This window comes from Amycolatopsis sp. NPDC052450 (assembly GCF_044547565.1).
GTDB lineage: Bacteria > Actinomycetota > Actinomycetes > Mycobacteriales > Pseudonocardiaceae > Amycolatopsis.
On sequence record NZ_JBIUAQ010000007.1, the window covers coordinates 35,482 to 61,948 of the forward strand.

The 26,467-nt window shown below is 69.9% G+C and carries 25 protein-coding genes; 11 read left to right on the forward strand and 14 right to left on the reverse strand.

Features of this window, described 5'->3' with window-relative positions:
* Nucleotides 1-49 precede the first annotated feature (49 nt).
* Both ACIHAO_RS14170 and ACIHAO_RS14175 read right to left on the reverse strand, forming a co-directional pair.
* On the reverse strand, nt 50-1,231 hold the full coding sequence (locus ACIHAO_RS14170) for an acyltransferase family protein (protein ID WP_396557773.1): 1,182 nt from the start codon (nt 1,229-1,231) through the stop codon (nt 50-52).
* A gap of 97 nt (nt 1,232-1,328) precedes the next feature.
* On the reverse strand, nt 1,329-2,663 hold the full coding sequence (locus ACIHAO_RS14175) for an FAD-binding oxidoreductase (RefSeq protein ID WP_396557775.1): 1,335 nt from the start codon (nt 2,661-2,663) through the stop codon (nt 1,329-1,331).
* A gap of 70 nt (nt 2,664-2,733) precedes the next feature.
* On the opposite strand from ACIHAO_RS14175, the gene ACIHAO_RS14180 reads away from it, so the two are divergent.
* A complete protein-coding gene (locus ACIHAO_RS14180) occupies nt 2,734-3,618 on the forward strand; it encodes a LysR family transcriptional regulator (protein WP_396557777.1) in 885 nt (294 codons plus the stop codon).
* On the opposite strand, the gene ACIHAO_RS14185 is transcribed toward ACIHAO_RS14180, so the two are convergent.
* The 3 genes from ACIHAO_RS14185 to ACIHAO_RS14195 form a co-directional block, all read right to left on the reverse strand.
* Nucleotides 3,587-4,681 (reverse strand): methyltransferase, encoded by a 1,095-nt coding sequence (locus ACIHAO_RS14185; protein WP_396557779.1) that lies wholly within the window; start codon nt 4,679-4,681, stop codon nt 3,587-3,589. The genes ACIHAO_RS14180 and ACIHAO_RS14185 overlap by 32 nt on opposite strands.
* A gap of 125 nt (nt 4,682-4,806) precedes the next feature.
* Complete coding sequence (locus ACIHAO_RS14190) at nt 4,807-5,631, reverse strand: NAD(P)H-binding protein (RefSeq protein WP_396557781.1); 825 nt, start codon at nt 5,629-5,631, stop codon at nt 4,807-4,809.
* Nucleotides 5,628-6,248 carry a hypothetical protein gene (locus tag ACIHAO_RS14195; protein WP_396557783.1) on the reverse strand — a complete coding sequence of 207 codons (621 nt, stop codon included), beginning with the start codon at nt 6,246-6,248 and terminating at the stop codon, nt 5,628-5,630. Before ACIHAO_RS14195 ends, ACIHAO_RS14190 begins: the two co-directional genes overlap by 4 nt.
* 52 nt (nt 6,249-6,300) lie before the next feature.
* Here ACIHAO_RS14195 and soxR point away from each other — a divergent pair, with 52 nt between their 5' ends.
* Nucleotides 6,301-6,747: a redox-sensitive transcriptional activator SoxR gene (gene soxR / locus ACIHAO_RS14200; protein WP_396557785.1), complete on the forward strand. Its 447-nt coding sequence runs from the start codon at nt 6,301-6,303 to the stop codon at nt 6,745-6,747.
* Here the strand turns inward: soxR and ACIHAO_RS14205 are convergent.
* Together ACIHAO_RS14205 and ACIHAO_RS14210 are read right to left on the reverse strand one after the other, a co-directional pair.
* Entirely contained in the window at nt 6,737-7,957 is a 1,221-nt protein-coding gene (locus ACIHAO_RS14205) for an RNA polymerase sigma factor (protein WP_396557787.1), read from the reverse strand. The genes soxR and ACIHAO_RS14205 overlap by 11 nt on opposite strands.
* On the reverse strand, nt 7,945-8,313 hold the full coding sequence (locus ACIHAO_RS14210; RefSeq protein WP_125789303.1) for a YciI family protein: 369 nt from the start codon (nt 8,311-8,313) through the stop codon (nt 7,945-7,947). Before ACIHAO_RS14210 ends, ACIHAO_RS14205 begins: the two co-directional genes overlap by 13 nt.
* A gap of 160 nt (nt 8,314-8,473) precedes the next feature.
* Here ACIHAO_RS14210 and ACIHAO_RS14215 point away from each other — a divergent pair, with 160 nt between their 5' ends.
* The 4 genes from ACIHAO_RS14215 (at nt 8,474) to ACIHAO_RS14230 (ending at nt 11,313) form a co-directional block, all read left to right on the forward strand.
* The gene (locus ACIHAO_RS14215; protein ID WP_396557789.1) at nt 8,474-8,806 is read left to right on the forward strand and encodes a PadR family transcriptional regulator; all 333 of its coding nucleotides are present in this window, start codon (nt 8,474-8,476) and stop codon (nt 8,804-8,806) included.
* Nucleotides 8,803-9,615 carry an ATP-binding cassette domain-containing protein gene (locus tag ACIHAO_RS14220; RefSeq protein ID WP_396557791.1) on the forward strand — a complete coding sequence of 271 codons (813 nt, stop codon included), beginning with the start codon at nt 8,803-8,805 and terminating at the stop codon, nt 9,613-9,615. The genes ACIHAO_RS14215 and ACIHAO_RS14220 overlap by 4 nt, the downstream gene beginning before the upstream one ends.
* Nucleotides 9,612-10,295: an ABC transporter permease gene (locus ACIHAO_RS14225; RefSeq protein WP_396557793.1), complete on the forward strand. Its 684-nt coding sequence runs from the start codon at nt 9,612-9,614 to the stop codon at nt 10,293-10,295. Before ACIHAO_RS14220 ends, ACIHAO_RS14225 begins: the two co-directional genes overlap by 4 nt.
* A 250-nt stretch (nt 10,296-10,545) precedes the next feature.
* Nucleotides 10,546-11,313: an SDR family oxidoreductase gene (locus ACIHAO_RS14230; protein WP_396557795.1), complete on the forward strand. Its 768-nt coding sequence runs from the start codon at nt 10,546-10,548 to the stop codon at nt 11,311-11,313.
* 7 nt (nt 11,314-11,320) lie between these two features.
* On the opposite strand, the gene ACIHAO_RS14235 is transcribed toward ACIHAO_RS14230, so the two are convergent.
* Nucleotides 11,321-11,857, reverse strand: coding sequence for a TetR/AcrR family transcriptional regulator (locus ACIHAO_RS14235; protein ID WP_396557797.1), 537 nt, complete (start codon nt 11,855-11,857; stop codon nt 11,321-11,323).
* Between the two features lie 77 nt (nt 11,858-11,934).
* Here ACIHAO_RS14235 and ACIHAO_RS14240 point away from each other — a divergent pair, with 77 nt between their 5' ends.
* Nucleotides 11,935-12,429 (forward strand): DoxX family protein, encoded by a 495-nt coding sequence (locus tag ACIHAO_RS14240; protein WP_396557799.1) that lies wholly within the window; start codon nt 11,935-11,937, stop codon nt 12,427-12,429.
* A gap of 51 nt (nt 12,430-12,480) precedes the next feature.
* A complete protein-coding gene (locus ACIHAO_RS14245) occupies nt 12,481-12,642 on the forward strand; it encodes a hypothetical protein (protein ID WP_396557801.1) in 162 nt (53 codons plus the stop codon).
* 10 nt (nt 12,643-12,652) lie between these two features.
* On the opposite strand, the gene ACIHAO_RS14250 is transcribed toward ACIHAO_RS14245, so the two are convergent.
* Nucleotides 12,653-13,354: a hypothetical protein gene (locus ACIHAO_RS14250; protein WP_396557803.1), complete on the reverse strand. Its 702-nt coding sequence runs from the start codon at nt 13,352-13,354 to the stop codon at nt 12,653-12,655.
* A 133-nt stretch (nt 13,355-13,487) separates the two neighbouring features.
* On the opposite strand from ACIHAO_RS14250, the gene ACIHAO_RS14255 reads away from it, so the two are divergent.
* Both ACIHAO_RS14255 and ACIHAO_RS14260 read left to right on the forward strand, forming a co-directional pair.
* A complete protein-coding gene (locus ACIHAO_RS14255) occupies nt 13,488-14,114 on the forward strand; it encodes a DUF47 domain-containing protein (RefSeq protein ID WP_396557805.1) in 627 nt (208 codons plus the stop codon).
* A 1-nt stretch (nt 14,115) separates the two neighbouring features.
* Entirely contained in the window at nt 14,116-15,117 is a 1,002-nt protein-coding gene (locus tag ACIHAO_RS14260; protein ID WP_396557807.1) for an anion permease, read from the forward strand.
* 49 nt (nt 15,118-15,166) lie between these two features.
* Here the strand turns inward: ACIHAO_RS14260 and ACIHAO_RS14265 are convergent, their stop codons facing one another.
* Entirely contained in the window at nt 15,167-16,033 is an 867-nt protein-coding gene (locus ACIHAO_RS14265) for a DUF4394 domain-containing protein (protein ID WP_396557809.1), read from the reverse strand.
* 148 nt (nt 16,034-16,181) lie between these two features.
* Here ACIHAO_RS14265 and ACIHAO_RS14270 point away from each other — a divergent pair, with 148 nt between their 5' ends.
* Entirely contained in the window at nt 16,182-16,610 is a 429-nt protein-coding gene (locus ACIHAO_RS14270) for a hypothetical protein (RefSeq protein WP_396557811.1), read from the forward strand.
* Nucleotide 16,611: 1 nt separating this feature from the next.
* On the opposite strand, the gene ACIHAO_RS14275 is transcribed toward ACIHAO_RS14270, so the two are convergent.
* From ACIHAO_RS14275 to ACIHAO_RS14290, 4 genes are all read right to left on the reverse strand, one after another.
* Nucleotides 16,612-19,632 (reverse strand): AfsR/SARP family transcriptional regulator, encoded by a 3,021-nt coding sequence (locus ACIHAO_RS14275; RefSeq protein ID WP_396557813.1) that lies wholly within the window; start codon nt 19,630-19,632, stop codon nt 16,612-16,614.
* Nucleotides 19,633-19,720: 88 nt separating this feature from the next.
* Complete coding sequence (locus ACIHAO_RS14280; protein WP_396557815.1) at nt 19,721-23,716, reverse strand: TIGR02680 family protein; 3,996 nt, start codon at nt 23,714-23,716, stop codon at nt 19,721-19,723.
* The gene (locus ACIHAO_RS14285; RefSeq protein WP_396557817.1) at nt 23,713-24,933 is read right to left on the reverse strand and encodes a TIGR02678 family protein; all 1,221 of its coding nucleotides are present in this window, start codon (nt 24,931-24,933) and stop codon (nt 23,713-23,715) included. Before ACIHAO_RS14285 ends, ACIHAO_RS14280 begins: the two co-directional genes overlap by 4 nt.
* A complete protein-coding gene (locus ACIHAO_RS14290; protein WP_396557819.1) occupies nt 24,930-26,423 on the reverse strand; it encodes a TIGR02677 family protein in 1,494 nt (497 codons plus the stop codon). Before ACIHAO_RS14290 ends, ACIHAO_RS14285 begins: the two co-directional genes overlap by 4 nt.
* Nucleotides 26,424-26,467: the final 44 nt, after the last annotated feature.

The following is a 26,467-nucleotide window of genomic DNA, read 5'->3' on the forward strand; positions in this document are numbered from 1 at the left end:
GGTACTTGCGCCTGCAACTATCGCATTCAGAGGACGAAACGCGGGAGAGTCAGCGCGCGCCGCTGGGGGCTTCGACGGCGCTCGGGCGCTTGAGTTCGGCTTCGGCCGCACGCAGCGCCTTGCGCTCCTGGCGGCGCGCGATCAGCTTCTTGCCGGTGAGGATCATCGGCTGCTCGACCCAGCGGTGGATGAGATCCGCGATCCCGAGCCCGACCGCGAACACGGTCAGCGCGCTGATCATCCGGTGCTCGCCCAGCGGCGGGATCGCCGCGACCACGGCGAAGTGCACCGGGCCCTGCAGCAGGTACAGCGAGTACGAACGCTCACCGACGAAGCGCATCACCTTCGTGGCCAGCAGCCAGCGCAGCGGCCCCGGCGAGACCAGCACGACCAGCAACATCGCCGAAAGCAGGCCGTAGGCGATCAGCAGGCCCAGGTTGCTGCCGGTCTCCCACCACAGGCTTTCCATGTTGACGTGCAGTACGGCGAACGCGCCGAACACCGGGATCGCCGCGAGCGGATGGGTCAGCGGTTTGATCACCGCGTAGGACCGGCGGTAGTGCATCGCGATCGCCAGCACGCAGCCGATCAGCAGGATCGCGTAGTGCACGGTCGACCGGTAGATCGGCACCTGCGGCCCGTTGAGCACCCAGCCGCTGGTGACCCCCACCAGCCCGGCCATCAGCGCGAACGCGGCGAACGCCAGCGCGAGTTTGCGCACACCCGCGGCCAGGCCGACGGCACCCGCGGCCACCAGCAGGAACGGCCAGACCAGGTAGAACTTCTCCTCGATGCCCAGTGTCCACGAGCCGCTGAAGAAGTTGTCCGGCCCGTTCGGGCTGCTGGCGGGGAAGAACTCGTTGAAGAAGGTCAGGTAGTACTTCAGCGCGTGCGGCAGTTCGCGGGTGAAGAACTCGCCGCGCAGCCACACGAACACCACGATCCCGCCGAGGATCACCAGGTACGGAGGTAGGATCCGGAACACCCGCCGCAGGTAGAACGCCGAAAGCGAGATCCGGCCGGTCCGGTCCTGTTCACGCAGCAGCAGCGTCGTGATCAGGAAACCGGACAGCACGAAGAAGATGTAGACACCGACCCAGCCGGACAGCCAGTTCCATTTCGGACCCGCGAAGTGGAAGAGGATCACGATGGTGGCCGCGATGGCGCGCAGCCCGTCGAGCGCGGGGAACCGACGCATGGCGAGGAACTCGTCATGGTCCAAAGTGCGCACAGTGCCCCCTAATGGCGGTATCGGCCCGGAAGTATACGGGGCCCGCCCACTGTGCCTTCGCCCCGGATGGAGGCCGTCTACCAGCGGATTTCGGGCATCACCCAGCGTCACGCGCCGGTTCGAGGTTATGCGTCAGCCGGAACCGGTTCGCCGGGTCGACGGCGGCCTTGACCTGGGCGAGCCGACGCAGATCGGCCGGGGAGTAGACCTTGGACGCTTCCTCGGCCGCGCTGCTCTCGCCGTAGACGAAGGTCAGTAGTTTGCCGGTCGACCAGGGCTTCAGCGCGTCGAACAGCTTCCCGTGGGCCGCCTTGATCTCGGCCATGCCGACGTCGTCCACTACGGACAGTGCCCGCACGGTGAAGCGGGCTTCACGGTCCCATCCGACGCCGGGGTGCTCGGGCGGGTCGGACAGCGCGCCGCCGAGCAGATCCAGCAGGAGGACGGTCGGCACCGGGGCGTCCGGGCCGGCGTGTTCGAGGATCGCGTCGAGCATCGAGTCGTTGAGTTCGGGCACGGTGACGTTGTCGGCGCGGTAGCCGTGCGGGAACGGCGGCTCGTTCGCGATCTTGCCCGATTCGGTGAACGGGAGTTCGGCGAGCGTGTCACCCAGTACGGGGGCGGCGGCGCGCAGCGGCGCGACCAGGCGTTCGCCCTCGGCGGCGTCGCCGAGGTAGGCGACCCGGATCTGCGCGACGTGCTGCCCGCGCAGCGGTCCGGGCACCATCGGCAGGTCCGGCATCGGGACCATGCCCAGCGAAGACGTCATTTCGCGCGGCATCTCGGCCGCCCAATCGCGCCAGGCGTGGAGCACCGCGGACAGCGATTCGGTGCCGAACTGCAGGCTGCCGCCGTACAGCCGGGTGACCGGGACGAGCCGGAACTCGAGCGCGGTGACGATCCCGAAGTTGTCGCGGCCGCCACGCAGCGCCCAGAACAGGTCCTGTTCGGTGTCCGGGGTGGCGCGGCGGAGTTCGCCGTCGGCGGTCACCACCTCGAACGCGGTCACCTGGTCGGCGGCCAGCCCGTACTTGCGGCCGAGCAGGCTGAACCCGCCTCCGAGGGTGTAGCCGACGACGCCGACACCGGGGAAGGATCCGCTGAGCGGCGCCAGCCCGTGCCCGGCGGCCGCCTCGATGACCGCTCCCCAGCGCACGCCCGCGTCGACCCGTGCGATCCCGTCGTCGATCCGGATCCCGGTCATGCGGTGGGTGGTGACGAGGACGCCGCCCTCGAAGGGGACGCCCACGCCGTGCCCGGTCGAATGGACGGCGATCGGGAGGTCGTGCTCGCCGGCGTAGCGGACGGCCTCGACGACGTCGGCGGCCGAAGCGGCGGGCACGATGACGTCGGGGCGGCGGGGCACGGCGGTCTGGAAACCGGCGAGTTCGTTGTCGTATTCCGGGTCGCCGGAGCGGAGCATCGTGGTCATGGCACCAGGGTGGTCTCGATTCGGCCAGAAGTCCAAGATCTAGTTGGTCTGGGAACTAGAGTCATCGGTTATGGAACTGCGTCAGCTCGAATACTTCGTCGCGGTGGCCGAGGAAGCGAATTTCACCCGCGCCGCCGAGCGGCTGCACGTCGCGCAGCCCGGGGTCAGCGCCCAGATCCGCCGTCTCGAACGCGAACTCGGGCAGCCGCTGCTCGACCGGTCGGCCAGGTCGGTGCGGCTGACCGAGGTCGGTGCCGCCGCGCTCCCGCACGCGCGGGCCGCGCTCGCCGCCGTCGCCGGGGTGCGGCAGGCGGTCGACGACCTCACCGGCCTGGTCCGCGGCCAGGTCGCGATGGGCATGGTGTCCTCGCGCGGTCCGGTCAACCTCCCGGATCTGCTCGCCCGCTTCCACGAACGGCATCCCGCCGTGGACATCACGCTCGCCGAGGCCACCTCCGACGTCCTGCTCGCGGGCGTCGCCGACGGCCGCTTCGACATCGCGCTGATCGGGCTCTCCGGGGAGCCGCCGCCAGGGATCGGTTTCGAGGTCGTCCTCGACGAACCGCTCGTCGCCATCTCCGGACCGGAGGACCCGCTCACCGCGAAGGCCACGATCACGCTGTCGGAACTGGAAAGCCGCTCGCTGGTGAGCCTGCCGAAGGGCACCGGCATGCGCGCGATCGTCGACGCCGCGTTCCTCGCCGACAGCGCGCAGCCGAGGGTGACGCTGGAGGCGGGCGATCCGAACGTCGTCGCCGAACTGGTCGGCCGGGGGCTCGGTGTCGCCGTGGTGCCGATGTCGCTGGCGACGCACTACACGGATCTGCACGCCATGGAGATCACGCGGCCTGCCGGGCTGCGCGCGAAACTGGCGCTGGCCTGGCGGACGGAGGGGCCGGTCAGCCCCGCCGCCCGCGTGTTCATCAGTCAGGCGCGGGCGCTGCTCGGGTTGTGAGCCGCCACAGCGAGGTCACCTCACGCGCGCGGGCGTCGTGCAACGGATCCGACCGATCGGTGACGCGCGGATGCCGCGGCCGGATGTCCTCCCGGCCCCGGATTTCGAGGCCGGACCGGTCGAACGCGGCCAGCAGCTCGTCGCGCGTGCGCAGGCCCAGCAGTTCGGCGAGGTCGGACAGGATCAGCCACGCCTCCCCGCCGGGTTCGAGGTGCCGGGGCAGCCGGTCCAGGAACGCCTTGAGCATCCGGCTTCCCGGGTCGTAGACGGCGCGTTCGAGCGGAGTCCGCGCACGGGACGGCAGCCACGGCGGATTGCAGACGACCAGCGGCGCGCGGCCCGGCGGGAACACATCCGTTTCGAGCGTTTCGATCCCGCCGAAACCGAGGCGTCCGAAATTCTCGCGCGCGCAGGCGAGCGCGCGGGGTTCGTTGTCCGTCGCCACCACGCGCCGCACCCCTCGGCGCGCGAGGACCGCGGCGAGCACGCCGGTCCCGGTGCCGATGTCGAAGGCCAGTTCCTTGGCAGGCAAGGGAATCCTCGCCACCAGATCGACGTACTCGCCGCGGACGGGGGAGAAGACCCCGTGGTGCGGATGGAGCTTCGCGCCGAGCGCCGGGATTTCGACGCCCTTCATTCGCCACTCGTGCGCGCCGATGACACCGAGCAGTTCGCGCAGGGACACCAGCGACGCGGTTTCGGAAGGCCCGTAGACCTCGGTGCAGGCCTCGCGCACGTCCGGCCCGCGACGCAACGGCAGGACGTGGCCGGGATCCAGCGGGACCAGCAGCCTGCCGAGGAGCCGTGCCCGGCGAGACTGATGGTTCCGCTGATCCTGAAAGGGTTTCCCGGCCGCCGTTCCGCAACGGCGGGACAGTGCGGCGAGGAGGTTCCGAGCGCCGGGGAAGTCGCCGTACCAGGCGAGCCCGGTGCCGGAGGTGGTCAGCCGGAACGCCTCGTCGGCGGTGATCCCGTCGTCGACGGCGACGACGGTGCGAGGCGGTTTCACGCCGACGGTGGTCAGCCAGTGCCGACCACCGTCCTTTGCGGACAGGGGGTTCATGGTTTCCGTTCCTGGATCCGCCCGCGGCGAAGAGACCCCGCGGGTGTGGCTCGTCGGGGGACAAGGTCAGGAACGGCGGCTAGCGGACCACCGCGGCATGAACCGGGGTCGACACGAACCCGAGCCTACCGGAACGCGGCGGCGTGCTCGGCGGCCCAGACGTCGAACTCCAGCGCCGGCCTGCCGGTGACGTCCTGGACGGCCGAGGTCGCCTCGCCGGGTTTCGTGACGAGCTCACGGAATCCGGTCAGCATCGTGTCGACGATGAAGTCCGGCATTTTCGCGAGCATGGCCGCCCTGGCCTCCTCCAAGGGGGTTTCCTCCCAGCGCGCCGGGCGGCCGGCGGCCTCGCCGATGAGGCGCACCTGCTCGATCTGCGTGACCGGCCGCGGCCCGGTGAGCACGTACTTCGCCCCCGCGTGCCCGTCTCCGGTGAGCGCTTCGACGGCCACCGCGGCGATGTCCCGTTCGTGGATCATCGTCATGGCCGCCTCGCCGTACACCCCGCGGACGACGCCGTCCGCGCGAATCGACGGCGCCCAGCCGAGGGTGTTCGTCGCGAACGCGTGCGGCCGCAAGAAGGTCCAGTCGACGCCCGCGGCTTCGATCGCCTCCTCGACGGTCCGGTGCCAGGTGCCGATGGCGTTGTCCTGTTCCGCCAGGGAATCGTCGACGGCTCCCGAGGACAGGAACACCACGCGTTTCACCCGCTCCCCGAGCAGTGCCACGGTGGGCACCAGTGCCTCGGCGGATCCGGCGAGCATCAGGAACACCGTGTCGACGCCGTCGAGCGCCGGTGCGATCGTCGCCGGATCCGTCAGGTCACCGCGGACCCCGTCCGGCGGCGGATTCCGGCTCAGCGGCCGGACCGGGACGTCCCGTGCCCGCAACTGGGCGACCACTTGCGAGCCGACGTGGCCGGTGGCGCCGGCGACCAGGATCGGCTTCATGCCGCCACCGCCGAGACGATCGGGCGGTACCGCTTGACCGACCCGCCGGACATTCCCGGGTAGGTCTGCACCTTCTTCCACACGTCCGTGGTGCCGATGCCGTCGGAGCCGGGGGCCGCGAGCGCGGCGCGGTGCGCTTCGGCACTGGTCCACTCGGCGTAGTTCAACACCCGGGTCCCGTCGGTGCTGACGTGGAAATGCCCGCCGATACCGCCTTCCGGCCGCGCGGGTTCCGACGCCAGCGCTTCGAAGACGAGGTCGACCCAGTCGCGCTGTCGTCGCTCGTCAGGGCCCTCGAACTCGACCGAGACGATCACGAGGCAGCCGGGCACTCCCTCGCCGCGCTGCCCGCGGTAGAGCTGGAACACGGGCGCGCCGTCGAGGTCCTGGATGGCGTCTTCGCTGGTCCACTGCTCGTAAGTGAAGGCGCCGTCGTGGTCGATGCCCTCGTACGCGGTGAAGGAGACGAGCCCTTCGGCTCCGTTCGCCCGCGCCTCGAAGGCCGCCCGCGCCGAGCCGGCGTCCGGGTACTCCCTCGCCACCGCGACCAGTCCGGCCGCCGGCTCCGGCCAATGTCCCTTGTGGACGGTCATTTTCTCGATCCCCTGTTTCGTCATGTCTTCAGCATGGAACTTAAACAAGGGTTCAAGTCAAGCTAGGATGGCGGACATGGCCGAACTGTCGTCCGAACTCACCATCGGGGAACTGTCCCGGCGCAGTGGGGTCGCCACCTCCGCCCTGCGGTTCTACGAGCGCCAAGGCCTCATCGGCAGCAGGCGGACCAGCGGGAACCAGCGCCGCTACCCCCGCACCATGCTCCGCGTGGTCGCGTTCATCCGCGCGTCGCACCACCTCGGCATCCCGCTGGAGGTGATCGGCGACGTGCTCGCGTTCCTGCCGGAGGGTGCCGCGCCGGACCAGGCCTTCTGGCAGCGTGCCTCGGCATGCTGGAGCGCCGAACTCAACAAACGCATCGAGCAGCTGGAGTGCATGCGCGACCGGTTCACCGAATGCATCGGTTGCGGCTGCCTGTCCTTCGAGCAGTGCGTCCTGGTGAACCCCGGTGACGTCCTCGCCGCCAAGGGGCCGGGCCCGGCACGCCTGATCAACGACTGACCAGGGCCATCTTCCGCTCCAGCAGCCGTCTTTCGGCGCTGTTCCCGGATCTTCGGATCGCCGCTTCGTACTCCCGCGCCGATTCCGTCTCGCGGCCGGCGCGATGCAGCAGATCGGCGCGGATGGCGTGGTAGAGGTGGTATTCCTCCAGATCGAGGCCGTCGATCGCGGTGAGCGCCGCCGCCGGGCCGTCCACTTCCGCCACCGCGACGGCCCGGTTGAGCGCGACGATCGGGGTCGGGTTCAGCTCCAGCAGCAGGTCGTACAACTGGACGATCTGCGACCAGTCCGTGCTCGCCGTGTCGGCGGCGTCGCTGTGGACGGCGTTGATCGCCGCCTGGATCTGGTACGGCCCCGGCTGGTTCCGCCGTAGGCACGCGCGGACCAGCGCCTGCCCTTCGGCGATCAGTTCCCGGTTCCAGCGCGACCGGTCCTGCTCCGCCAGCAGTACGACGTCGCCGTCCGCGCCGGTGCGGGCCGCCCGGCGGGATTCGGTCAGCAGCATCAGCGCCAGCAACCCGGTGGCCTCGGGTTCGTCCGGCATGAGGCCGGTCAGCAGCCTGCCGAGCTGGATCGCCTCGGCGCACAGGTCCTCCCGCACCAGCCGCTCGCCCGAAGTGGCCGTGTACCCCTCGTTGAACACGAGGTAGATCACGGCGAGCACCGAACGCAGCCGATCCGGCAGGTCGGCGTCGCCCGGGACGCGATACGGGATTTTCGCGTCCCGGATCTTGCCCTTCGCCCGCACGAGCCGCTGCGCCATCGTCGCTTCGGGAACGAAGAACGCGTGCGCGATCTCGCCGGTGGTCAAGCCGCCCAGCAGCTTCAGCGTCAACGCGACCTGCGAGGGAACGGCCAGCGCGGGGTGGCAACAGGTGAAGATCAGCCGTAAGCGATCGTCACGCACCGGGCCCTCCTCCGCTGGTTCGTTGTCGGCGTTGAGCAGCGCGGCCTGCGCGTGCTTGTCGTCGCGGGCCGCGTCCCGCCGCAGGCGGTCGACGGCCTTGTTGCGGGCGGTCGTGATGATCCAGCCCGCCGGGCTCGGCGGTGGACCGGTGGACGGCCACCGGTCCACCGCCGCGGCGAAGGCGTCCTGGACCGCGTCTTCGGCGATGTCGATGTTGCCGAAGACCCGGACCAGCACGGACACCGCGCGGCCGTACTCCTCGGTGAAGACACGGCCGATGTCTTCGGTGGTCAGGGGACGCACGAAGGGTCTTCCACGCCCTGGAACGGCCGGACCTCGACCGGCAGGTAGGTGATCTCGGCGACCCGGCGGCCCCAGTCGAGCGCGGCGTCCAGATCCGGTACTTCGACGATGGTGAAACCGCCGAGGTGCTCCTTCCCTTCGACGTACGGGCCGTCCGTCATCGCGATCTCGCCGTTCTCCTTGGCCCGGAGCACGGTCGCGGTGGTCGGCGGGTGGAGTCCGGCGGCGAACACCCAGACACCCGCGGTCTTCATCTCGTCGTTGAGCGCCTGGATCTTGCGCATCACCGGTTCGAGCACCTCCGGCGGCGGGATGGGGCCGTCGGGGTGGTACAGGCTTATCAGGTACTGGGTCATGGCGTCCTCCTCAATCGTGCGGTTGTCACTCCCTATACGAAGGGCGTCCCGCCGATTCGACAGTGGCGGCGATTTTTCCGCGTTTTTTCTTTTCGCGCACATCGGCGCAGGTCAAACTAACTTGTAGTGCTACCTAGGTAGTACTGCTACATTGCTCGCCGTGGATCAGGACCGGCGAGGCCAGTGGTTGCGGGGAGTGCTGGCGCCCTGCGTGCTGGCGCTGGTCGCGGAGCGCGAGTCCTACGGCTACGAGCTGGCCCAAGCGCTCGACGCCGCCGGGATCGGCCCCATCCAGGGCGGCACGCTCTACCCGGTGCTGCTGCGGCTGCAACGGTTCGGCCTGGTCACCGCGAGCTGGCGGGACGGGACGGCCGGGCCCGCGCGCAAGTACTACCGGATCACCGCGGAAGGCCGGGAAACACTGCGGCACGCCACCGCCGACTGGCAGGAGTTCTCCGCCGGGGTGGCCTCGATCTTGCGGGAGGGAAGATGAACCACGACGGATGGCTTTCCGCGCTGACGCACGAGCTGCGTCGTCGCGGCGTCGGCGAGGACGCGGCACGGCAGGTGGTCGCGGAGGCGGCGGTGCACCTGCGGGAAAGCGGCGGAGACCCGATCCGGGTCTTCGGACCGCCCGCCGTCTACGCCTCGGCCGTTGCCGAAAGCGTGGGACGGCCGAGGCGCCGTCCCGGCGAGGTGCTGCTGGAGGCTCGTGGCATCACGAAGAAATACGGCCGCCGGACGGTGCTGGACGACGTCGGCCTCGTGGTGCGGTCGGGGGAGATCGCCGCGGTGATCGGGGCGAACGGTTGTGGCAAGAGCACGTTCCTGAGCATCTGCGCCGGGCTCACCGGCGCGGACAAGGGCGAGGTCCGCGTGCGCGGTTCGCTCGGCTACTGCCCGCAGGACGGTGGCACGGCGGGCTTCCTCGACGCGGGAGAGCATTTCGTCCTGATCGGCGCCGGCCGCGGGATGGCCCGCGAGGAGTCGGCCCGGATCGGGGCGGCCCGTGCCGCGGCGCTGGACTGGACGCCCGCGCGTGGCGGTCAGGCCCGGCACCTTTCCGGCGGGACCAGGCAGAAGCTGAACCTCGTGCTCGCCGGGCTCGGCGAACCGGACGTGCTGCTGCTCGACGAGCCCTACCAGGGTTTCGACAAGGGCGCCTACCTCGACTTCTGGCATCAGGTCTGGCAATGGCGGGAGGCGGGCAAGGCGATCGTGGTGGTCACCCATCTGCTGAACCAGCTGGACCGGGTCGACACCGTCCTCGAACTCTCCCCGGCCAGGAAGGCGGTCGCGTGAAAAAGATTCTGACGGTCGCGGAGATGGCGCTGCGTGAACTGCTGCGGCGCAGGTCGGTCCTGCTGATCCTGGTGCTGCTGCCCCTGCTGTTCTACTTGAGCAGGCGCGGCGACCACCTCGGCCAGTCCATCCGGTTCGTCTGCCTCGGTCTCGGCTGGGCGCTGAGCACCGCCGCGCTGTTCGCCGGCAGCGCGAGCCGCGCCATGGAACCCCGGCTGAGGCTTTCGGGTTACCGCCCGCATCATCTGTACCTCGGCCGCTTGAGTGCACTGTGGACGGTCGGTTTCCTTTTGTCAGCGCCGTATTTCGCGCTGATCCTCGTCGATCAGCACGACGTCCGGTACGGTCCGGTCGCGCTGATCATGGCGCTGACGGTCGCCGTGTCGGCGCCGTTCGGGCTCGCGCTCAGTTCGGTGCTGCCGCGTGAACTCGAAGGGACGCTGGTGCTGCTGATGGTCGTCGGGTTGCAGATGATGGCCGACCCGTCGGGGCTGATCGCGCGACTGCTGCCGTTCTGGTCCAGCCGGGAGATCGGCACCTACGCCATCGACCACACGGACATCGGTTACCTGACACGGGGTGTCGCGCACGGAGTGGTCTCGTTCGTGCTCCTGCTCGGCGCGGTCGCCGTCGCGTCGGGGTTCTGGTTGCGGCGTCGTTCGCACCTCAAGTTCGTTTAGTGTCCGCGTTTCGCGCCTGGTCCGGGGGCCATGAGGTGCGTCGCGAAAGCCACTTTCGCGACCCCAGGGGTCGCGAAAGTGGCTTTCGCGACACAGTCGCCCCATTCTTCGGCACCACGCCGAATCACCACACGGGCGGATCGTCTGCCTGGTAATGCCGGACCCAGGTCGGACAGACCGTGCCACCGCCGGGCAGCGCCGGGTTTCCTGGACTCAGAAGCGAGAACGAGTCCACTTAGGAGACACAGAGATGACGAACTCCCCGGCACGGCACGCGAACAGGGTCGCCGTGATCACCGGCGCGTCCAGCGGGATCGGCGAGGCGACCGCCAGGCGGCTCGCCGCCTCGGGTGCGGCGGTCGCGCTGATCGCCCGGCGGGCGGACCGGCTGGAAACGCTGGCCAAGGAGATCGAGCGCGACGGCGGTACCGCGCTCGTGGTCGCGGCCGACGTCGCCGACGCCGAGGCGATGCGGGCCGCGGCGGCCGGGGTCGAGGCGGAACTGGGCCGCGCGGACCTGCTGTTCAACAACGCGGGCGTGATGCTGGCCGCGCCGATCGATGAACTCGCGACCGGCGATTGGCAGCGCATGATCGACGTCAACATGACGGGCCTGATGAACGCGATCGGCGCGTTCGTCCCGCATCTGGTCGCTTCGGCGGCCGAAAAGGGTGTCGCGGACCTGGTGAACACCTCGTCCATCGGTGCGCAGGCCGTCTTCCCGTCCTTCGCCGTGTACGTCGCCTCGAAGGCGTACGTGACGCACTTGTCGAAGAACCTTCGCGCCGACCTCGGCCCGAAGAGCGTGCGGGTCGCGGCGATCGAGCCGGGCCTGGTCGAGACCGAGCTTCAGGGACATGTCACCGACGCCGGCGCGCTGGACTGGCTGAACGGCGCGCGCGAGTCGCTGACCTGGCTGAAGCCGGACGACATCGCCGAGACCGTGGCGTTCCTGACCTCGCTCCCGGCGCGGGTGAACCTCCAGCAGGTCACCGTGATGCCGACCGCGCAGATCTGAGCCGGGTTCAGGGGAACAGGATCCGGGCGATCGCGCGGGCGGCGGTGTCCGGATCCTCGAGGTGCTCGGTGCGGAGCGCGCCGGTGAGCCACAGGTTCGCGAACCCGTGCATCAGCGACCACGCGGCGACCCCGGCCATCGCGTCGTCGCTGACCTTCGCCGCGCCGCCGGTCAGCAGAAGCCCCGCGCGGTCACGGGCGGCGGTCAGCGCCTCGTCGTCCTCGCGGTGCAGTTCGGGGCGGAACATCACCTCGAAATGCGCGCGATGCTCGATCGCGAAGCGCACGTAAGCGACGCCGACCTCGACGAAGTCCCGTTCGCCCTCGGCCGCGAGCGCGTCGGCGAGCAGGTCGAATCCCTCGGCGGCCAGTGCGGTGAGCACCCCGGCCTTGTCGCCGAAATGGTGGACCGGCCCGGCGTGGGAGACCCCCGCGCGCCGGGCGAGGTCGCGGAGGCTGATCCCGGCCGGACCGTGTTCGGTGATGGCCGCGACGGCGGCGTCGAGGACGGCCCGGCGGAGGTCGCCGTGGTGGTAGGGACTCATGCCCCCGAATCTAGTCATTGACAAGATGGTCCGCAACGGCGCATCTTGTCAGTGGAAAGTTTCACTGCTCGGAGGGCATGCTCATGGATCCCGGTCTCGTACCCGTACTGATGTTGATCGCCGTCACGGCGACGTTGTCCCTGCTGGGCGCCGCCGGTGTCCGGCGGCTGAAGCCGTGGCCGGTGGCCGTGCGCGGCGGCGTCGCGGCGCTGTTCGTCACCACCGGGCTCGCGCACTTCATCGGCATGCGCGAGGAACTCGTCGCGATGGTGCCGCCCGCGTTGCCCGCGCCCGGGCTGCTGGTCGCCGTGACCGGCGTGCTCGAACTCGCGGGCGCCGCGGGAGTGCTGTGGTCGCGGACGGCGCCGTGGGCCGCCGCCGGGCTGACCCTGCTGCTGCTGGGGATGTTCCCGGCGAACGTGTACAAGGCACTGCACGGGCCGGTGACGTCGGTGATGGACGAACTCGTGCCGCGGAGCCTGATGCAGGTGGTCTTCCTGGCCGCGACCGGGTCGCTGGTGGTGTATTACGCGCGTACGCCGAACAGACCCTTTGCCCAAAGGAGACCTTAAGTCTTTCCCAAGTCCGGGTCGTGCTCCGGAATTGGGCCCTACCATCCCAGAATGAAGATCTCATTGTGGATCGGATTCTGTGGGCTGTGCATCCTCGCCGGGCACATGCTTCTCGGGGCAATCGGTGTCGTACTGCTGATGAGCTGTCTCCCGGCGGGGCGCGATCACGAATCCGGTGACAGAAAAGAGAAAACGCCCGTGCGGCTGGCCTGAGGAGAAGTCCTCAGCCCAGCGTGCTCGCGAAAGCGAGCGCGCCCAATGCCGGAATCGCCACCGCCGTGAGCAGCATCGTCTTCCGGCTCGGTCGGGGACTTTCCAGTAAGGCGCGGATACCGGCCGGAACCAACGCGACACAAAGTCCCGCGGTTCCGACGATCGAAACGAATTCGGTTCCCTTCAACACGCCCAAGGGCAGAAGTCCCATCGTCGCCAGCCCGATCGAGCCTGCGACGCCGAGCACCTTCGCGCGGTATGCCGCGAAGGCGAGGACGTACCAGCCGAACATGATCGTGAACGACAGGAAACTGAACAGATGCAGGTCCTGGTAAGACTCGCTGACGACGCTCTCGGCGAAGCCGGCGCCGCGTCGTCCGGCGAGCCCCAGCGCGGCCTGGTCGATCCCGGCGTGGAAGGTCCGTTCGAAGAGTCCGATGAGGACGGACAAGCCACCCCAGGCGGCCAGTGCCGTCCTGGTGCGGCCGATCTCCGTGGCGAGCGCGATGATCGCGGGGAACAGCACGACGTTGCCCGCCAGGAAACACGTGTACGCGGCCGTCATCAGGGCGGGATGCTCGCTCATCGCCCGGAGCTGGTCCGGGAAGAAGAAGTCGAAGGGTGACCGCAGCAGCGTTCCGGTGAGCAGCAGGACCGGGCCGAGGACCATCGAGACCGCGGCGACGCGGCGGCCGGGGAAAGTGGGGTTCATACCGGTCAGCCTGCTGCGAGACGGCGGTTTCCGGATCGGACCGTGGGCTGGACTCCGAGATAGGAGATATCAGACCAGGGTTTGAGCCGATCCGGGGGTTTCCTTGATCGGATTTCTGGGTAGGCCGTCTTGCATGCGACTACGACTGCGCCCTCGGCAGCCTGAGCTGTTCGAGTTCTTCACTCGGGCGGCTCGCAACGCCGAGCGGGCCGCGGCCGCGATCGGCGGTCTCGGGGATCCCGCCGTCGGCTCGGCGGAGCTCAGTGAGCGCTTGGTGGAAATCGAGCACGACAACGACGAAGTGACGCACGAGCTGTACAACAAGCTCAACACGTCGTTCATCACCCCGTTCGACCGGGACGACATGTACCGGCTGGCCGCGCGGCTCGACGACGTCATCGACCAGCTCGAAGAAGCGGCCACACTGGCTCACCTGTACGGGCTCTTCGACGGCGAGCCGCCGCCACCGGAGATGGTCCGGCAGCTCGAGATCCTGCGGGAGCTCGGCGACATCGTCGCGCCCGCCTTCGAGCGGTTCGCCGAGAACAAGGACCTGAAGCAGTACTGGGTCGAGACGAACGCGCTCGAGAACGAGGCGGATCGCGAGTATCGCCATCTGCTGGTCCGCCTGTTCGGCGGCCAGTACGAGGCGCTCACCGTGTTGAAGCTCAAGGACGTCGGCGACAGCCTGGAACAGGCCGCGGACGCCTTCGAGCACGTCGCGAACACGGTGGAAGCGATCGTCGTCAAGGAGTCGTAACGTGAGCGGCGAGTTGATCGCGGTACTCGTGGTCATCACGGTCACGCTCGGTTTCACCTTCACCAACGGTTTCCACGACGCGGCGAACGCGATCGCCACGTCGGTGTCCACCAGGGCGTTGAGCATCCGTGCCGCGCTGGTGCTGGCGGCCGTCGGCAACCTGGCGGGATCGTTCTTCGGTGCCAAGGTGGCCAAGACCGTCGGTGCCGGGATCGTGCAGCTGCCGACCGGCGTCACCGGGCTGACGGTGGTCGCGTGCGGGCTGCTCGGCGCCATCGCGTGGAACCTCGTCACCTGGCATTTCGGCCTGCCGTCGAGTTCGTCCCACGCGCTGGTCGGCGGGCTGGTCGGCGCGGCGCTGCCGTCGGCGGGGCTCGTCTTCTGGGGCGGCATCGTCGAAGACGTCATCGTGCCGATGCTGGTTTCGCCGCTGCTGGGCTTCGCGCTCGGCTACGCGTTCATGCTCGCCATCCTGTGGATCTTCCGCAACGGCAAGCCGAAACGCCTGAACCACGGCTTCCGGATCGCCCAGACCTGTTCGGCCGCCGCGATGGCGGTCGGGCACGGGATGCAGGACGCCGCGAAATCGATGGGCATCGTGGTGCTGGCACTGGTCGCGGGCGGCTACCAGACCGGCTGGCACATTCCTCTCTGGGTGTACTTCCTGGTCAGCGCCGTCCTCGCGGCCGGGACCTACTCCGGCGGGCGCCGGATCATCGCGACGCTGGGCCGCAAGGTGATCGACCTCCGCCCACCGGAAGGCTTCGCCTCCGAGGCGACGGCGAGTTCGGTGCTGTACGTGGCCGCTCTCGGCTTCGGCGCGCCCATCTCGACCACGCACACCATCACGGCGGCCATCATGGGCGCCGGTGCCACGCGGCGGTTCTCCGCCGTGCGCTGGGGAACCGCGGGCAACATCCTCGGCGCCTGGTTCCTCACCTTCCCGGCGGCGGGGGCGGTCGGAGCCCTTTTCGCGTGGCCGCTGCTGGCGATGACGTCCTGACGGACGAAGCCCGCCCCCGAAGGGACGGGCCCGCTCACGCTCCCGGGGGTCAGTAGGTGTCCAGCGCGATCGCGATGTCGCCCAGCGGCAGCGGGAAGTCACCCACCTTGGTCGCCGCTCCGTTCAGCAGGTTGACGGTGTAGAACGCCGAGCCGCCGCTCGCCGGGTTCAGCGCGGCGAACCCGGTCACCGCCGTCGCCTTGCCGCCGTTCAGGTCGCTGTAGATGTCGAAGCCCGCGTTCGGGCCGGCGTCGACACCGAGCGCGCCGGTCGGGGCCAGCAGCCCGTTGTTGGCGGGCGACTGGATGAGCACCTGGTCGCCGGCGGTGCCGATGTCGAACAGCGTGGTCGCGCTGTCGGGGTTGAGGTCGTTGTTGGTGTACGCCGCGGCCGTGACGCCCTTGGCCGGGGCCGTGAGCGGCGGGGTGGTCAGGGTCGAGTCTTCGGTGGTGCTGTGGGTGGCGAGGTTGTGGCGGAGGTTCTGGCCGTTGTCGCTGATGACACGCAGCCGGTCGGCCGCCGGGTTGAAGTCGACGCCGAAGTACGTGCCGTACAACGGAACGCTCAGTTGCGAGACCTTCGTGACGACGACGTCGGGGGCCTCGGGCGGGGTCTTGATCGTGTAGATGCAGCCCTTGTTGCCGACCCCGTACATCACGCCGTTCTGGACGCGGAAGTCGATCCCGATCAGGTTCGTCTCCCCGCACACGAGTCCGTTGACGAGCCGGACCCAGCCGAGCACCTGGGGTTGGTCGGTGGTGAAGGTCGCCATCAATTTGCCGTCGGTCGAGATCGCGTACGCCTTCAGCCCGGCGACCTGTGCCGAACTCCCGCCGGCGGTCCCGACGACGAGCGCCGCCGCGACGGTCACCGTGGTGGCCACCGCGACCATGGCCTTCTTGAGCCCTGTCTTCATCTCCTGCTCCCCTCAACGGAAACTGTGCGGCCACAAGCTAATCGGCGGCACTGGACACCGATTGGACGTCGATTGGACTCGGCGTACGGCGGATTGCGGGCGCGCGGGACCGGCGGAACAGTGGGAGGACAACGGAAAAGGGGGAACGATGACGATCAGGAATGTCGTGGCCGGTTCGGTGATCCTTTGCGCGGGGCTCACGTTCGTCGCCGAAGGTGAGGCGGACGCGGCGCGCGACTGCGCTTCCGGCGTCAAGACCATCAAACCCGTCGTACTCGAAGACCCCGGGAGGTGGACCTACACCTACGGGCTTTCCTGGTGTGCGGACGGCGGGACGATCGGCTGGGCCGAACCGTCGGTGACCCCTCGGGTGCTCGATACCGCTTGCCGGTGGGTCGGCCGGATCGAGGAGGCGGTGAACCCGGTGCAGGGAGGTCCGGGGTGGAGCGCGTTCGACATGAGCGAGTTCTCGTGTTCGGCCAGTGACGGCAAGGAACACGGCGTGAATCCGTGGGTCGTCGTCACGTTCGCCCCGGCGGGCGCGTACGACACTCGAAGCGGCATCGAACCGACGTGACTCAGGCGCGGAGGATGGCGTCGACGACGAGCGCCGCCCGTCTTCGCAGCGCCCGGTAACCCGCCCGCTCGGCCAGCACGAGTGCCTGCCGGGCCTGGTCGATGTCCCCGGTGGCGGTCGCGAGGCCGATGAGCGCGTCGACCTCGGGATACCGGTCGCCGGTTTCCCGCAGCAGGGCCAAAGCCTGCCGATAGCGGCGCGCGGCGTCCTGGTGCCGTCCGGCGCGGTGATGCACGCCGGCGAGCGCGACGAGGGCCTCGCCTTCGCCACGCGGTTCGCCGGTCTCCCGCGCCAGCCGCAGGCCGTCTCGCGCGCGGTCGAGGGCGTCGGTGAGCCTGCCGAGATCGCGGTACACGGACGCGAGCCTGCCGAGCGTTTCCGCCTCTCCCGCGCGGTTCCCGGCGTCGCGATGCAGGTCGAGCGCCTTGGCGAGGAGCCGTCCCGCCTCGGCGACGAAGCCGCGAGCGTGCTGCACCTGCCCGAGATTGCTCAGGTTGATCGCCACACCGTAGTGCGAGCCGAGCCGCCGATACCGGCGCAGCGCCTGCGCGTAGTGCTCGGCCGCCCGCGGCAGATCGCCCATCTCCCACTGGACGAGCCCGAGATTGCCGAGCGCGACGGCTTCCCCGGCGGGAATGCCGCTGCTCCTGCTCAATTCCAGGCCTCGCGAGAATCGCGCCGCGGCGGCGGGAAGCCGTCCGGACTGCCAATAGGCGCAGCCGAGATTGCCCAGTATCGCCGCCTGCGCCTCCACCCATTTCGCCCGCCGGGCGAGGGCGAGCGCGCCCGCGTAGTGCCGGACGGCCTGCCGGTACCGGCCCTGGCGGAAACTCAGGTCGGCCAGGCTGAACCGGGCGGACGCGCGAGCGTGGAGATCGCCGTCCTCGTCGGCGGCGGACAGCGCGGCTTCGGCGGCGGCCCGCCATTCCGCCTGGCGCAACGACATCCAGAAGTAGCCGCGCAGGGCGTCGGACAGCGACCAGGCCACCTCGGGTGGCCCGGATCCGGCGGCGTCCTGGATGACGGCGACGATGGCGCCCAGTTCCGACTCCAGCCAGTCCGCCGGTGTTTCCGTGACGGCGCTGGGGATCCGGCCGCCGGGTACGACCGGATGGCCGCGGAACATGTGCGGGTACACCAGCCGCGCCGCGCGGTCGACCGCACGCAGGTACCACTCGTGCAACCGCCGGCGGGCGGCATCGCGTTCGGCACGGGTTTCCTCCGCATCCAGGCGATCGGCGGCATAGCGGCGAAGCAGGTCGTGGAAGTGATACCGATCCGGAGCGTGCTGCTCGACCAGATGCGCCCCCGCGAGCGTGTCCAGCATCGGTCGCGTTTCACGCAGGCCGGTGAGGACTTCGACCGGTTCGACGCCGATGTCGTTGCCCGGTATCAGGCTCAGCAACCGGAACGAACGCCGCGTTTCGCCGGGCAGGGCCGCGTAAGAGAGGTCGAAGGCCGTCCGGACCGCGATCTGTTCGTCACCCGGCACACTGAGCGCGGCGAGCAGGTTGCCCTTGCGCAACTCGATGGCGTAGTCCTCCAGGCCAAAACCGGGGTTGTCGGCGAGATTGGCCGCCGCGATCCGCAGCGCGAGTGGCAGATACGCGCAGAGCCCGGCGATTTCGGCGGCCGCCTCGTGTTCGGCCCGGATCCGTTCCGTGCCGATGACCCGGCCCAGCAACTCCAGTGCCTCACCGGGATCGAGCATGTCCAGCGTGAGCCGCCGGGCGCCGTGCAGGGCGATCAGCCCGGTCATCCGATCGCGGCCGGTCACCAGCACCAGACAGCCGGGGCCGGCGGGCAGCAGCGGCCGGACCTGCTCGGCGCCGGCGACGTTGTCCAGCACTACCAAGGCTTTCCGGTCGGTCATCAGCGTCCGGTACAGCGCCGACGCGGTTTCCGTGTCGGCGGGTACGCGTTCGGCGGGGATCTCCAGCGCGGAGAGGAACCGGCTGAGCACTTCGAGCGCGGTCGCGGGCGGGCCCGCCGAATGGCCGCGCAGGTTCGCGTAGAACTGCCCGTCGGGGAACCGGCCGGAGACGCGGTGCGCCCAGTGCACGGCCAGCGCGGTCTTCCCGGCGCCCGCGCTCCCCGAGACGGCCGCGATCGCCACCGTGCCGCCGTGTCCGCCGGGACGCGGCAGCAGTTCGTCCAAAATGGACAGTTCGGTGGCCCGGCCGGTGAACCAGTGCGGTTCGGCGGGTAATTGCCGGGGGACCCGCTTCGCCGGGCCGACCTCGACGATCCCGATCGGCTTGCCGTCGTCGAGGAGGGCGGCGTGCGCCGCGAGCAGTTCTGGTCCGGGATCGACGCCCAGTTCCTCGATGAGCCGTTCGCGAACCTGGTGGTACAGACGGAAAGCCGTGGCCCGCTGCCCGGCGCCGTGATACGCGCGGATCAGCCGCGCTTGCGCGGGTTCGTCCAGCGGCTGGTCCGCGGCGGCCTCGACGAGTTCCGTCAGCACCTCTTCGGCGGCGCCGAGGGCGAGCATCGCGTCACCGTACCGGGCGAGCAGCGAACGGCGTTCCGCGACCAGCGACACGACCTTCGGATGCGTTGCGAGCGAAGGGATGTCGGCCAGCGGTTTACCGTGCCACCAGCGCAGGGCCTCGCCGAACAAGGCGGCGGCCCGGCCCGTCTCGCCGTCACGCTGGGCGTCGTTGCCTTCGGCGACGAGACCCCGGACGTGCGGCAGGTCGATTTCGACGGCGTCCCAGCGCAAGGCGTAACCGCCGCCGACATGCGGCAGGAGCTCGCTGCCGGACCGCGGCGGGCGGCCGGGTTCCAGCAGCCGCCGCAGATGTTTGACGTGGGTCTGGAGCACGTTCACCGCGCTGCGCGGCGGCCGTTCGCCCCAGAGCGCGTCCACCAGATCCTGCTTGGACATCGCCTCGCCGCCGGCGAGCGCCAGCAGTCCCAGCACGGCGCGGCGCCCCGGCGGGCCGAGGTCGACTTCCGTCCCGTCGAGCCATACACGCAGCGACCCCAGCACCTGGATCCGTACGGCCGTCGGCGCCACCGGTGGGAACGTAATCGCACCTTCCGCCGTCGCACAAGGACGAACGCCGGAAAGGGCCCCGCTGCGCCCGGCTTTGGGGCCGCTCAGGCTAACGCGGTTCGGCGGGCAGGAGGTCGTGCCCGTTCCAGGTGAACCGCGCCGTGGTCACCGCGTCGTCGCCGTCACCACCGGTGATGAGCTGATGGATGCCGACGCCGCCGAGTTCGGCGTAGGTGCACCATTCGTGGTCCGACGTCAGCATCAGGTCGAGGTCGAGTGCGGACAGCAGGCCGAACACCTGCCCCCGGTTGGTGGTGTCGACGCCGACGAACACCTCGTCGAGCAGGATCACCCTCGGCGCCTCGGGCGCGGCCTGGTAGTGCGCGGCGACGGCGGCGAACAGCGGCAGATGCAACGCGATCGCCTTCTCCCCACCGGAAAGCGCGCCGTGCAGCTTCTTGGTCAGCAGCTGCCAGCCCGCCCCGTTCGCGCGGTCGACCTTGACCACGAACCGGTGCCATGACGTGTAGTCGAAGACCTGCGCGAGCTGCTGCTCCCAGCTCGTCGCGGTGTCGTCCGCCTTCGCCTGTTCGACGCGCTCGCGGAAGAACCTGTGCAGTGACACGCGGTCCTCGGCGGTCAGCTGGTCCGGATCCTTCAGCAGCAGGTCCCGCGCGGTCTTGGTACCCGGCGGCAGATCGGGGGAGACCTGCCAGACCAGCCGGACGGCGACCCTGGACGCGGTCCGCACGCGTTCGAGGCGCGCGTTCATCCCGTCGACGAGGTCGTTGGCCTGCCGGATACGGGCCGCGAGATGACGGCGCGTGTCACCGGTCAGCGTCTTGTCGAACAGGTCGCTTTCGCGGTCGGTGATCTCGTGCCTGCTCTGTTCCGCTTCGGCGTAGAGGATCTTCAGCAGTTCGGCCGCGCCGACCCGCAGCCCGTCGACGACGGCGGTGAAGATCTGGACGTCCTCGTCGGTCTCCAAATCGAGTTCCGCCCGCGAGCTGAGCGTGTTCCGGCAGGTGTGCACGGCCTCGGAAAGCCGGTGCAGCGCCTCGCCGAGGTTGCTCGGCGCATGCGGCACGGACGGCCACGCCGCCGCCACCAGGCGAGCCGTGTCGAGGGCCGACCGCACGCCGTCGGAGGCGGAGAGGGTGGCCTGGAACTTCGGCAGGTCCTCGATCCCGCCGTCCGCGGGGAAGACGCCGGTGGCGAGCTTCCGGAACCGGAGCGCGGCGGCGTCCTGCTTCCTGGTGGCGTCCTCACGGGCGGCCGCGTCGGTCGTGCGCCGGACCCCGAGTGCGCCGAGCCGGACCGCGAGTTCCTTGGCTTCGGAATTCGCGGCGCGGAGTTCGACGGCGAGTTCGCGCAGTTTCGTGCGCAGGCCGTCGATTTCGGCGAGCACCTCGCGCTGGCCGGTGCCGACGCTGCCCTCGATCGCGTCGAGCATCGCGGTGAGCTTGGTGCGTTCGGCCTCGGCTTCGGAAGCCTCGTCCTCGCGCCGGGCGGCGTTCGTCTCCGACCGGTCCGCCTGCTCGGCGCACAGCTCGGCCCGCTGCTGCGCGGTGATCAGGTTTCCGTGCTCGTACAACCAGTTCTCGCCCTGGTCGGAGTAGGTGCGCAGGGCCGTGGCGAGCGCGGTCAGCGGCGCGCGTTCGGTCGGCAGCCCGTTCTCCGAAGCCCGCGCGGTCAGCTCGTGCAGGGCGGTCTTGGCCTCGATCTCCAGCGCGGAGACGGCTGTCTCCCCGTGCCGGACGGCCGCGTCGGCGGCGGTCAGCTCGGCCTCGGCCGCCGTCGATTCCCCGGTCGCGGCAAGGAGATCATCGTGGCCGGGCCGGGCGGCACGTTCGATCTTGATCAGTTCGCGCCTGCCGCGCAGCGCGGCCAATTCGCCGTCCAATTCGGCGATCGTCTTCTCGCGGAGGGAGATCTCGTCTCGCAGACCGGCGATCCGGCGCTCCCTGGCGCGCAGGCGAGCGGCGGCACCGATGTACGACGGGGCTTCCTTCGTCCAACTGCCCGACAGGCCGCCCATCCGCCAGGCGCCGTCCGCGCCGATCGCGGCGGGACCGGCGGGAAGCACGTCGTCGAAGGCGATCACTTCGAGGATCCGGCGGATCTTCGCCGGGGAGAGTTCCGCGTCGGGCTCCGGCACGAGGACGTCGGCGAGCGAACGGCCGGAGGTCACCACCGGCAGCGTCCCGGTCTCCGCGAGGACGTCGTGTCCTTCGACGACACCGTGGGAGTTCACCCAGGCGTCCAGCAGCCCGGCGCCTTCGAGCGCGGCCTCGATCCCCGCGTGCGTGCCTTCCGGGACCGAGCCGGCGAAATCGACCAACCGCCACAGCGGCGCGCCGCTCATCTCCGCCCGGTCCGCCGTGCGGGTGCGCGGCGCCTCGGGCGCGAGGACGTCCTCGGTTTCGAGCACGCCCGCCTCGACGAGGAGCTCGTCGTGCTCGGCACGCACCGCGGCCAGCGCGGCACCGGTCGCCGCCTCCCGCCGGACGATGTCCTCCAGCACGGTTTCGGCGACCGCGCTGATCCTGCCCAGCAACGAGACTTCCGCCTCGGCGTCCCGGACGAGCGCTTCCACGTCGGGGAATCGCAGCTCACGGCAGCCGATCGCCCATTCGGCGAGCCGGGTGCGCAGATCGCTCAGCGCGAGCTCCCGCGTCGCCGTCGTGAGGTCCAGCCGTTCCCGCGCGGCCGAGAAGTCCGACCTCGCCCGGTCGAGATCCGCTTCCGCCTGATGACGGCGGCCGACGGCGCGTTCGTGGGCGTCCAGCGCCTTGCCGACGCTTTCGACCTGGTCACGTTTGCCGCGGACGGCGGCCTGCAGCAACGGACGGAGCCGGGCCGGTTCCGATTCCTTCAAACCGGCGACGAGTTCGTCGTGCACCCCGGCCAGATTCGCGCGGGTCGCGGCGGCACGGACCTCCGTCTCCATCGAGCGGACGAGGTCGGCCTGCCGTTTCGCGACCTGCTTCGCCGCCTTCGACCGCTCCTCGTCGGCGTCCGCCTCGGCGCGGAGCCGATCCGCGTCCGCGCGCAGCGTTTCCGCCTTTTCGCGCGTGGACAGGGTCCGCTGCCGCAGCTTGTCGAGTTCCTGGCCTTTTCGGTACGAGTCGGACTCGGTCAGCCCGGAAAGACGGGCTTCGGCCTCCTCGACGTCCTTTTCGAGCTTCGCCGCCCGCGCCTCGGCGGCCTCCTTCTTCGCGGCGACCTCGTCGTACTCCTCGGCCGAACGGCGGGCGGCCGCGGCGAGTTCGTCGAGTTCGGTGGTCGCGGCGATGAGGTTCGCGGCGCCCGCGCGCAGCACACGCTGGGCGTAGGTCCTCTGCCGCGCGGCCAGCGCGCGGGTCGCGTCGACCTCGGTCTCCAGCGAGCCAAGCCGTTCACGCTGCGCGTCGAGCCGCTCGAATCCCTCGGCGAGGTCCGCGATCTCCTGCTGCCCCAACGGCGGAAGCGCGCGGGAGAGCAGGTTGGACAGCAGGCTCGGGTCGAGCCGCTGCGAGAGTTTGGGCATCCGCAGCTGGAGCAGCGCGGTGATCAGCGCGTCGTACCGCTGTTCGCTCAAGGTGGGGAACAGTTTCGCGCGGATCTCCGCGCGGTATTCGGACGCGCCGGCGTGCACCGTCCCGTCCTCGCCGAGGGCTTCCTCCAGCGCGTTCTTGGTCAGCGGCTGGCCTGCCTCGTTGACCAGCGGCAAACCGTCACCCACTCGCAGGCCGGTGGTGAAGAAGTCGGCGTGCACCGTGCTGGTGTGCGTACTCGCCTGAAGCCGCGCGCCGCAGGTGAACCACTTGTCCCCGGCCATACCGAATTCGAGCCACACGTACCCGACCCGCGTGGCGCCGGAAGCGCCTTCGCCCATCAGGTTCCAGTGCATGCTGCGTTCGCTGGTGCCGAAGGTCGACAGCCGGTTGGCGCGCAGGCTCGCGTCGAACAGGAACGGCAGCAGCAGTTCCAGCGCCTTCGACTTCCCGCTCCCGTTGGGGCCGCGCAGCAGCAGCCGCCCGTCGTGGAACTCGAAGATCTCGTCGTAGTAGCGCCAGATGTTGAGGATGCCCGCACGGGACGGGATCCACCTCGTCACGGTCACGGCGCCTCCTCGTTTCGGTCGGTGTACCTCGCGGCGGCCGGGAGTGGCCGGACGAGTTCGCCTTCGGTGCGGATCAGGCCGAAGCCGGTCAGCACCGCGAGCGCGTCGACGGTCAGCCGTCGCACGCCGTCCTTGCCCCGGTAGGTCTTGGCCCAGCGCGGGAACCGTTTCAGCAGTTTCGCGGTGGCGTTGCGCAGGTAGTCGGCCGTCCGCGGCTCGTCCAGCGCGTCGAGCAGCAGGAGCGCGGCGACCTTGGCGTTGCTGCCGTCGTCCGGGAAACGCTCGTCGGTGGCCAGCCCGTCGACGTCGACGAGCAGCACGCCCTCCGCGCGTTCTTCGAGGACGAAACCGCCCTGCTCCGCGGCACGCCGCAGCAACTGGCGCCCGGTCGGCGACCCGAGGTACGCGCGCTCCTCCGCGGTCAGTTCGGCGAAGTACAGCACCGGGTCGTCCACGAGACGGCGGAAGACCGTATGCCGCAACCACAGGTTCCGCTGGACGTCCGACGCGCTCGGCGTGTCCTCGTGGCGGCCCGACGAGAGGCCGTAGCGCTGCTCGTACGACACCGCCTCCAGCAGTTCCTCGAATCGCAGCGCGACATCGTCGGCGGGCACGGCCAGCTGCGACGGCCCGACCGGCGCGGCGAGCATCCGCAGCAACAGGGTCGCGTCGACCCGGAACAGCACCTTCGCGGTGATTTCGTCCACAAAGGACTCCGGATCGCCGTCGGCGGTCTCGAGGACGCCGAAGGACTCCAGCAGTTTGAGGACGTCCACGAACGCGAGGCGTTCCGCCCTGGTGGCGACGTCGAAGGTGGTCACGAGGTCGTCGGCGGCGCTCGCTTTCGCGACCCGGCCGGCGAGCAGGCCGATCGTGGTCACCGGCACCGTGAGCAGTTCGGCCGCCACCACGCACAACAGGACGTAGCGACGGCGGTCGAACGCCGCGCGCCCGGAACGCACCCGTCGCGCCGGGCGGGTGGGATCGGCGGCCGCGCGGATCTTGACCAGCCGGGCGTAGCCGAGCCGTGGTTCGACGGTGAGCGTCCAGCCGCAGTAGTAGTCGAACCACTGCCGGATGGGTTCGCGGCGGCGCCGGATGAGGTCGAAGGTCTCGGGGGAGCCGCGCTCGCCGATCAGCGGGGTGGCCAGCAGTGCCCGGATCCCGCGCGCGACTTCTTCGCGCTCCGCGATCACCAGTTGGTTCGTGAGGCTCACGCACCGCCTCCGGCCGTACTGATCTCGATCTCGTAATCGGGGCCGCGGAAGACGCCGCTCGTGGTGGTCAGTCGTGCGACAGCGCCGTTTCGCGACGGCCTCAGGACGATCTCGATCTGGCCGTCGGACGTCGTGCTCCGCCGGGTGCCGTCCGTGCCGGGGCTGCTGCCCAGCGCCTGGCCCAGCAGGTCCAGCAGCCGCTCGAAAACAGTGTGGTCGAGCTTCTCGAACGCCGAAAGCCGCACGACCCCGCCGGTGTCGAGCATGCTCCACGCCGCCTCGAGTTCGGCGCGTTCCGCGAGCGCCTGCCGGACCCTGGCCGCCCGGATCTCGGTGACGTCGCGAACGCGCCCGGTCCGGGTGAACCGCTCGGTGCGGCCCGCCGACCGGAGCAGCTCCGACACCTCGACCGGCGGCGCGTCGAGCCACGACGCCGTCGTACTGACCACTTCCGGATCCGCGTGCGCGAGATGCGCGTGCCGCGCGGAACTGAGCCCGAACATCGTGGACCACAGGCGATGCAGGTCCTCCTGCGCCGGGACGACGGTGAACCACCGCGCCAGCTCACGGAAATCGGCGACCGCGCTGCTCGCGCGCCGCCGCGATTCGGTGATCCGGTCCAGCACCTGGAGCAACGTGATGATCGCCCGCCGCGCGACCTTGTGGAGCTCCTCGACCCGCGGCGTCGCCCCGTCTTCGGGCAGGAACCACGCGCGGAGCCCGTCCCAGCGTGCCTTGCGGAGCTCCAGCCAGCGCTGATCCGGGCTCGCCAGGGCGGCGCCGTTGAGCGCGCGCCGATGCACCCGCTCGACGCCGTGGTCGTCGATCTCCTTGATGCGGGTGGCGATGGTGTGGGTGTGGTGCTCGAGGTCGTTCAGGAACTCCTGCAGATACGCGACCGTCGATGCCTTGACCTCGTGGAACGTCGCGAGGTCGGCTTCGGCGTGCAGCAGACGCTGGAGGTCGCCGTTGAAGCGCTTCGTGTTGTCGCGGAACGCCTCGAGATGGCTCTCGACTTCGGCGAGCGTGCTGAACACGCGCCGGTCGGTACCGTCTTCGAGCTGCTTCGCGAGCTCGCCGAGCCGCTCACCCAGCGCTTCGAGCGTCGCGGTCTGGAGGGCGCCGGTCGCGTTGAGCACCTCGTTCGCGCGGACGACACCCGCGTACGCCGCTTCGCCCTGCCGAGTGAGCGAGTACTGGAGATTGCGGCGCTCGTATTCGGACGCCGTCCGGTAGTCGCCCGCGTGGTTCTGGACGACGTCGAGGTGGCCTTGGCTCCTCAGCTGGTCCAGCGCCTTGACCAGGTCTTCGTCGTCGAGAGTCTCCAGCCAGCCGACTTCACGCAGCCTCGTGCGGACGTCGTCGATGCCGAGCGCCGTCACGAGCCGCTCGTTCGCCTCACCGAAGGCGTGCAGGATCGCCAGGGGAAGCCCTGATCTGCTGCCGTCGGTGAAACGGAACAGCTCGGGCGGAACACGGAGCGGATCCATGCGTCCTCCGGCGGATGGTGCGTGGAGCTACACGTTAGGGGGTC

What these genes read in the sequence shown, in the direction of transcription:
- ACIHAO_RS14175 (WP_396557775.1), bottom strand. Translation starts at nt 2,663, where the DNA reads ATGACCACGATGCTCCGCTCCGGCGACCCGGAATACGACAACGAACTC.
- ACIHAO_RS14180 (WP_396557777.1), top strand. Translation starts at nt 2,734, where the DNA reads ATGGAACTGCGTCAGCTCGAATACTTCGTCGCGGTGGCCGAGGAAGCG.
- ACIHAO_RS14185 (WP_396557779.1), bottom strand. Translation starts at nt 4,681, where the DNA reads ATGAACCCCCTGTCCGCAAAGGACGGTGGTCGGCACTGGCTGACCACC.
- ACIHAO_RS14190 (WP_396557781.1), bottom strand. Translation starts at nt 5,631, where the DNA reads ATGAAGCCGATCCTGGTCGCCGGCGCCACCGGCCACGTCGGCTCGCAA.
- ACIHAO_RS14195 (WP_396557783.1), bottom strand. Translation starts at nt 6,248, where the DNA reads ATGACGAAACAGGGGATCGAGAAAATGACCGTCCACAAGGGACATTGG.
- soxR (WP_396557785.1), top strand. Translation starts at nt 6,301, where the DNA reads ATGGCCGAACTGTCGTCCGAACTCACCATCGGGGAACTGTCCCGGCGC.
- ACIHAO_RS14210 (WP_125789303.1), bottom strand. Translation starts at nt 8,313, where the DNA reads ATGACCCAGTACCTGATAAGCCTGTACCACCCCGACGGCCCCATCCCG.
- ACIHAO_RS14220 (WP_396557791.1), top strand. Translation starts at nt 8,803, where the DNA reads ATGAACCACGACGGATGGCTTTCCGCGCTGACGCACGAGCTGCGTCGT.
- ACIHAO_RS14230 (WP_396557795.1), top strand. Translation starts at nt 10,546, where the DNA reads ATGACGAACTCCCCGGCACGGCACGCGAACAGGGTCGCCGTGATCACC.
- ACIHAO_RS14235 (WP_396557797.1), bottom strand. Translation starts at nt 11,857, where the DNA reads ATGAGTCCCTACCACCACGGCGACCTCCGCCGGGCCGTCCTCGACGCC.
- ACIHAO_RS14240 (WP_396557799.1), top strand. Translation starts at nt 11,935, where the DNA reads ATGCTCATGGATCCCGGTCTCGTACCCGTACTGATGTTGATCGCCGTC.
- ACIHAO_RS14245 (WP_396557801.1), top strand. Translation starts at nt 12,481, where the DNA reads ATGAAGATCTCATTGTGGATCGGATTCTGTGGGCTGTGCATCCTCGCC.
- ACIHAO_RS14250 (WP_396557803.1), bottom strand. Translation starts at nt 13,354, where the DNA reads ATGAACCCCACTTTCCCCGGCCGCCGCGTCGCCGCGGTCTCGATGGTC.
- ACIHAO_RS14255 (WP_396557805.1), top strand. Translation starts at nt 13,488, where the DNA reads ATGCGACTACGACTGCGCCCTCGGCAGCCTGAGCTGTTCGAGTTCTTC.
- ACIHAO_RS14265 (WP_396557809.1), bottom strand. Translation starts at nt 16,033, where the DNA reads ATGAAGACAGGGCTCAAGAAGGCCATGGTCGCGGTGGCCACCACGGTG.
- ACIHAO_RS14270 (WP_396557811.1), top strand. Translation starts at nt 16,182, where the DNA reads ATGACGATCAGGAATGTCGTGGCCGGTTCGGTGATCCTTTGCGCGGGG.
- ACIHAO_RS14290 (WP_396557819.1), bottom strand. Translation starts at nt 26,423, where the DNA reads ATGGATCCGCTCCGTGTTCCGCCCGAGCTGTTCCGTTTCACCGACGGC.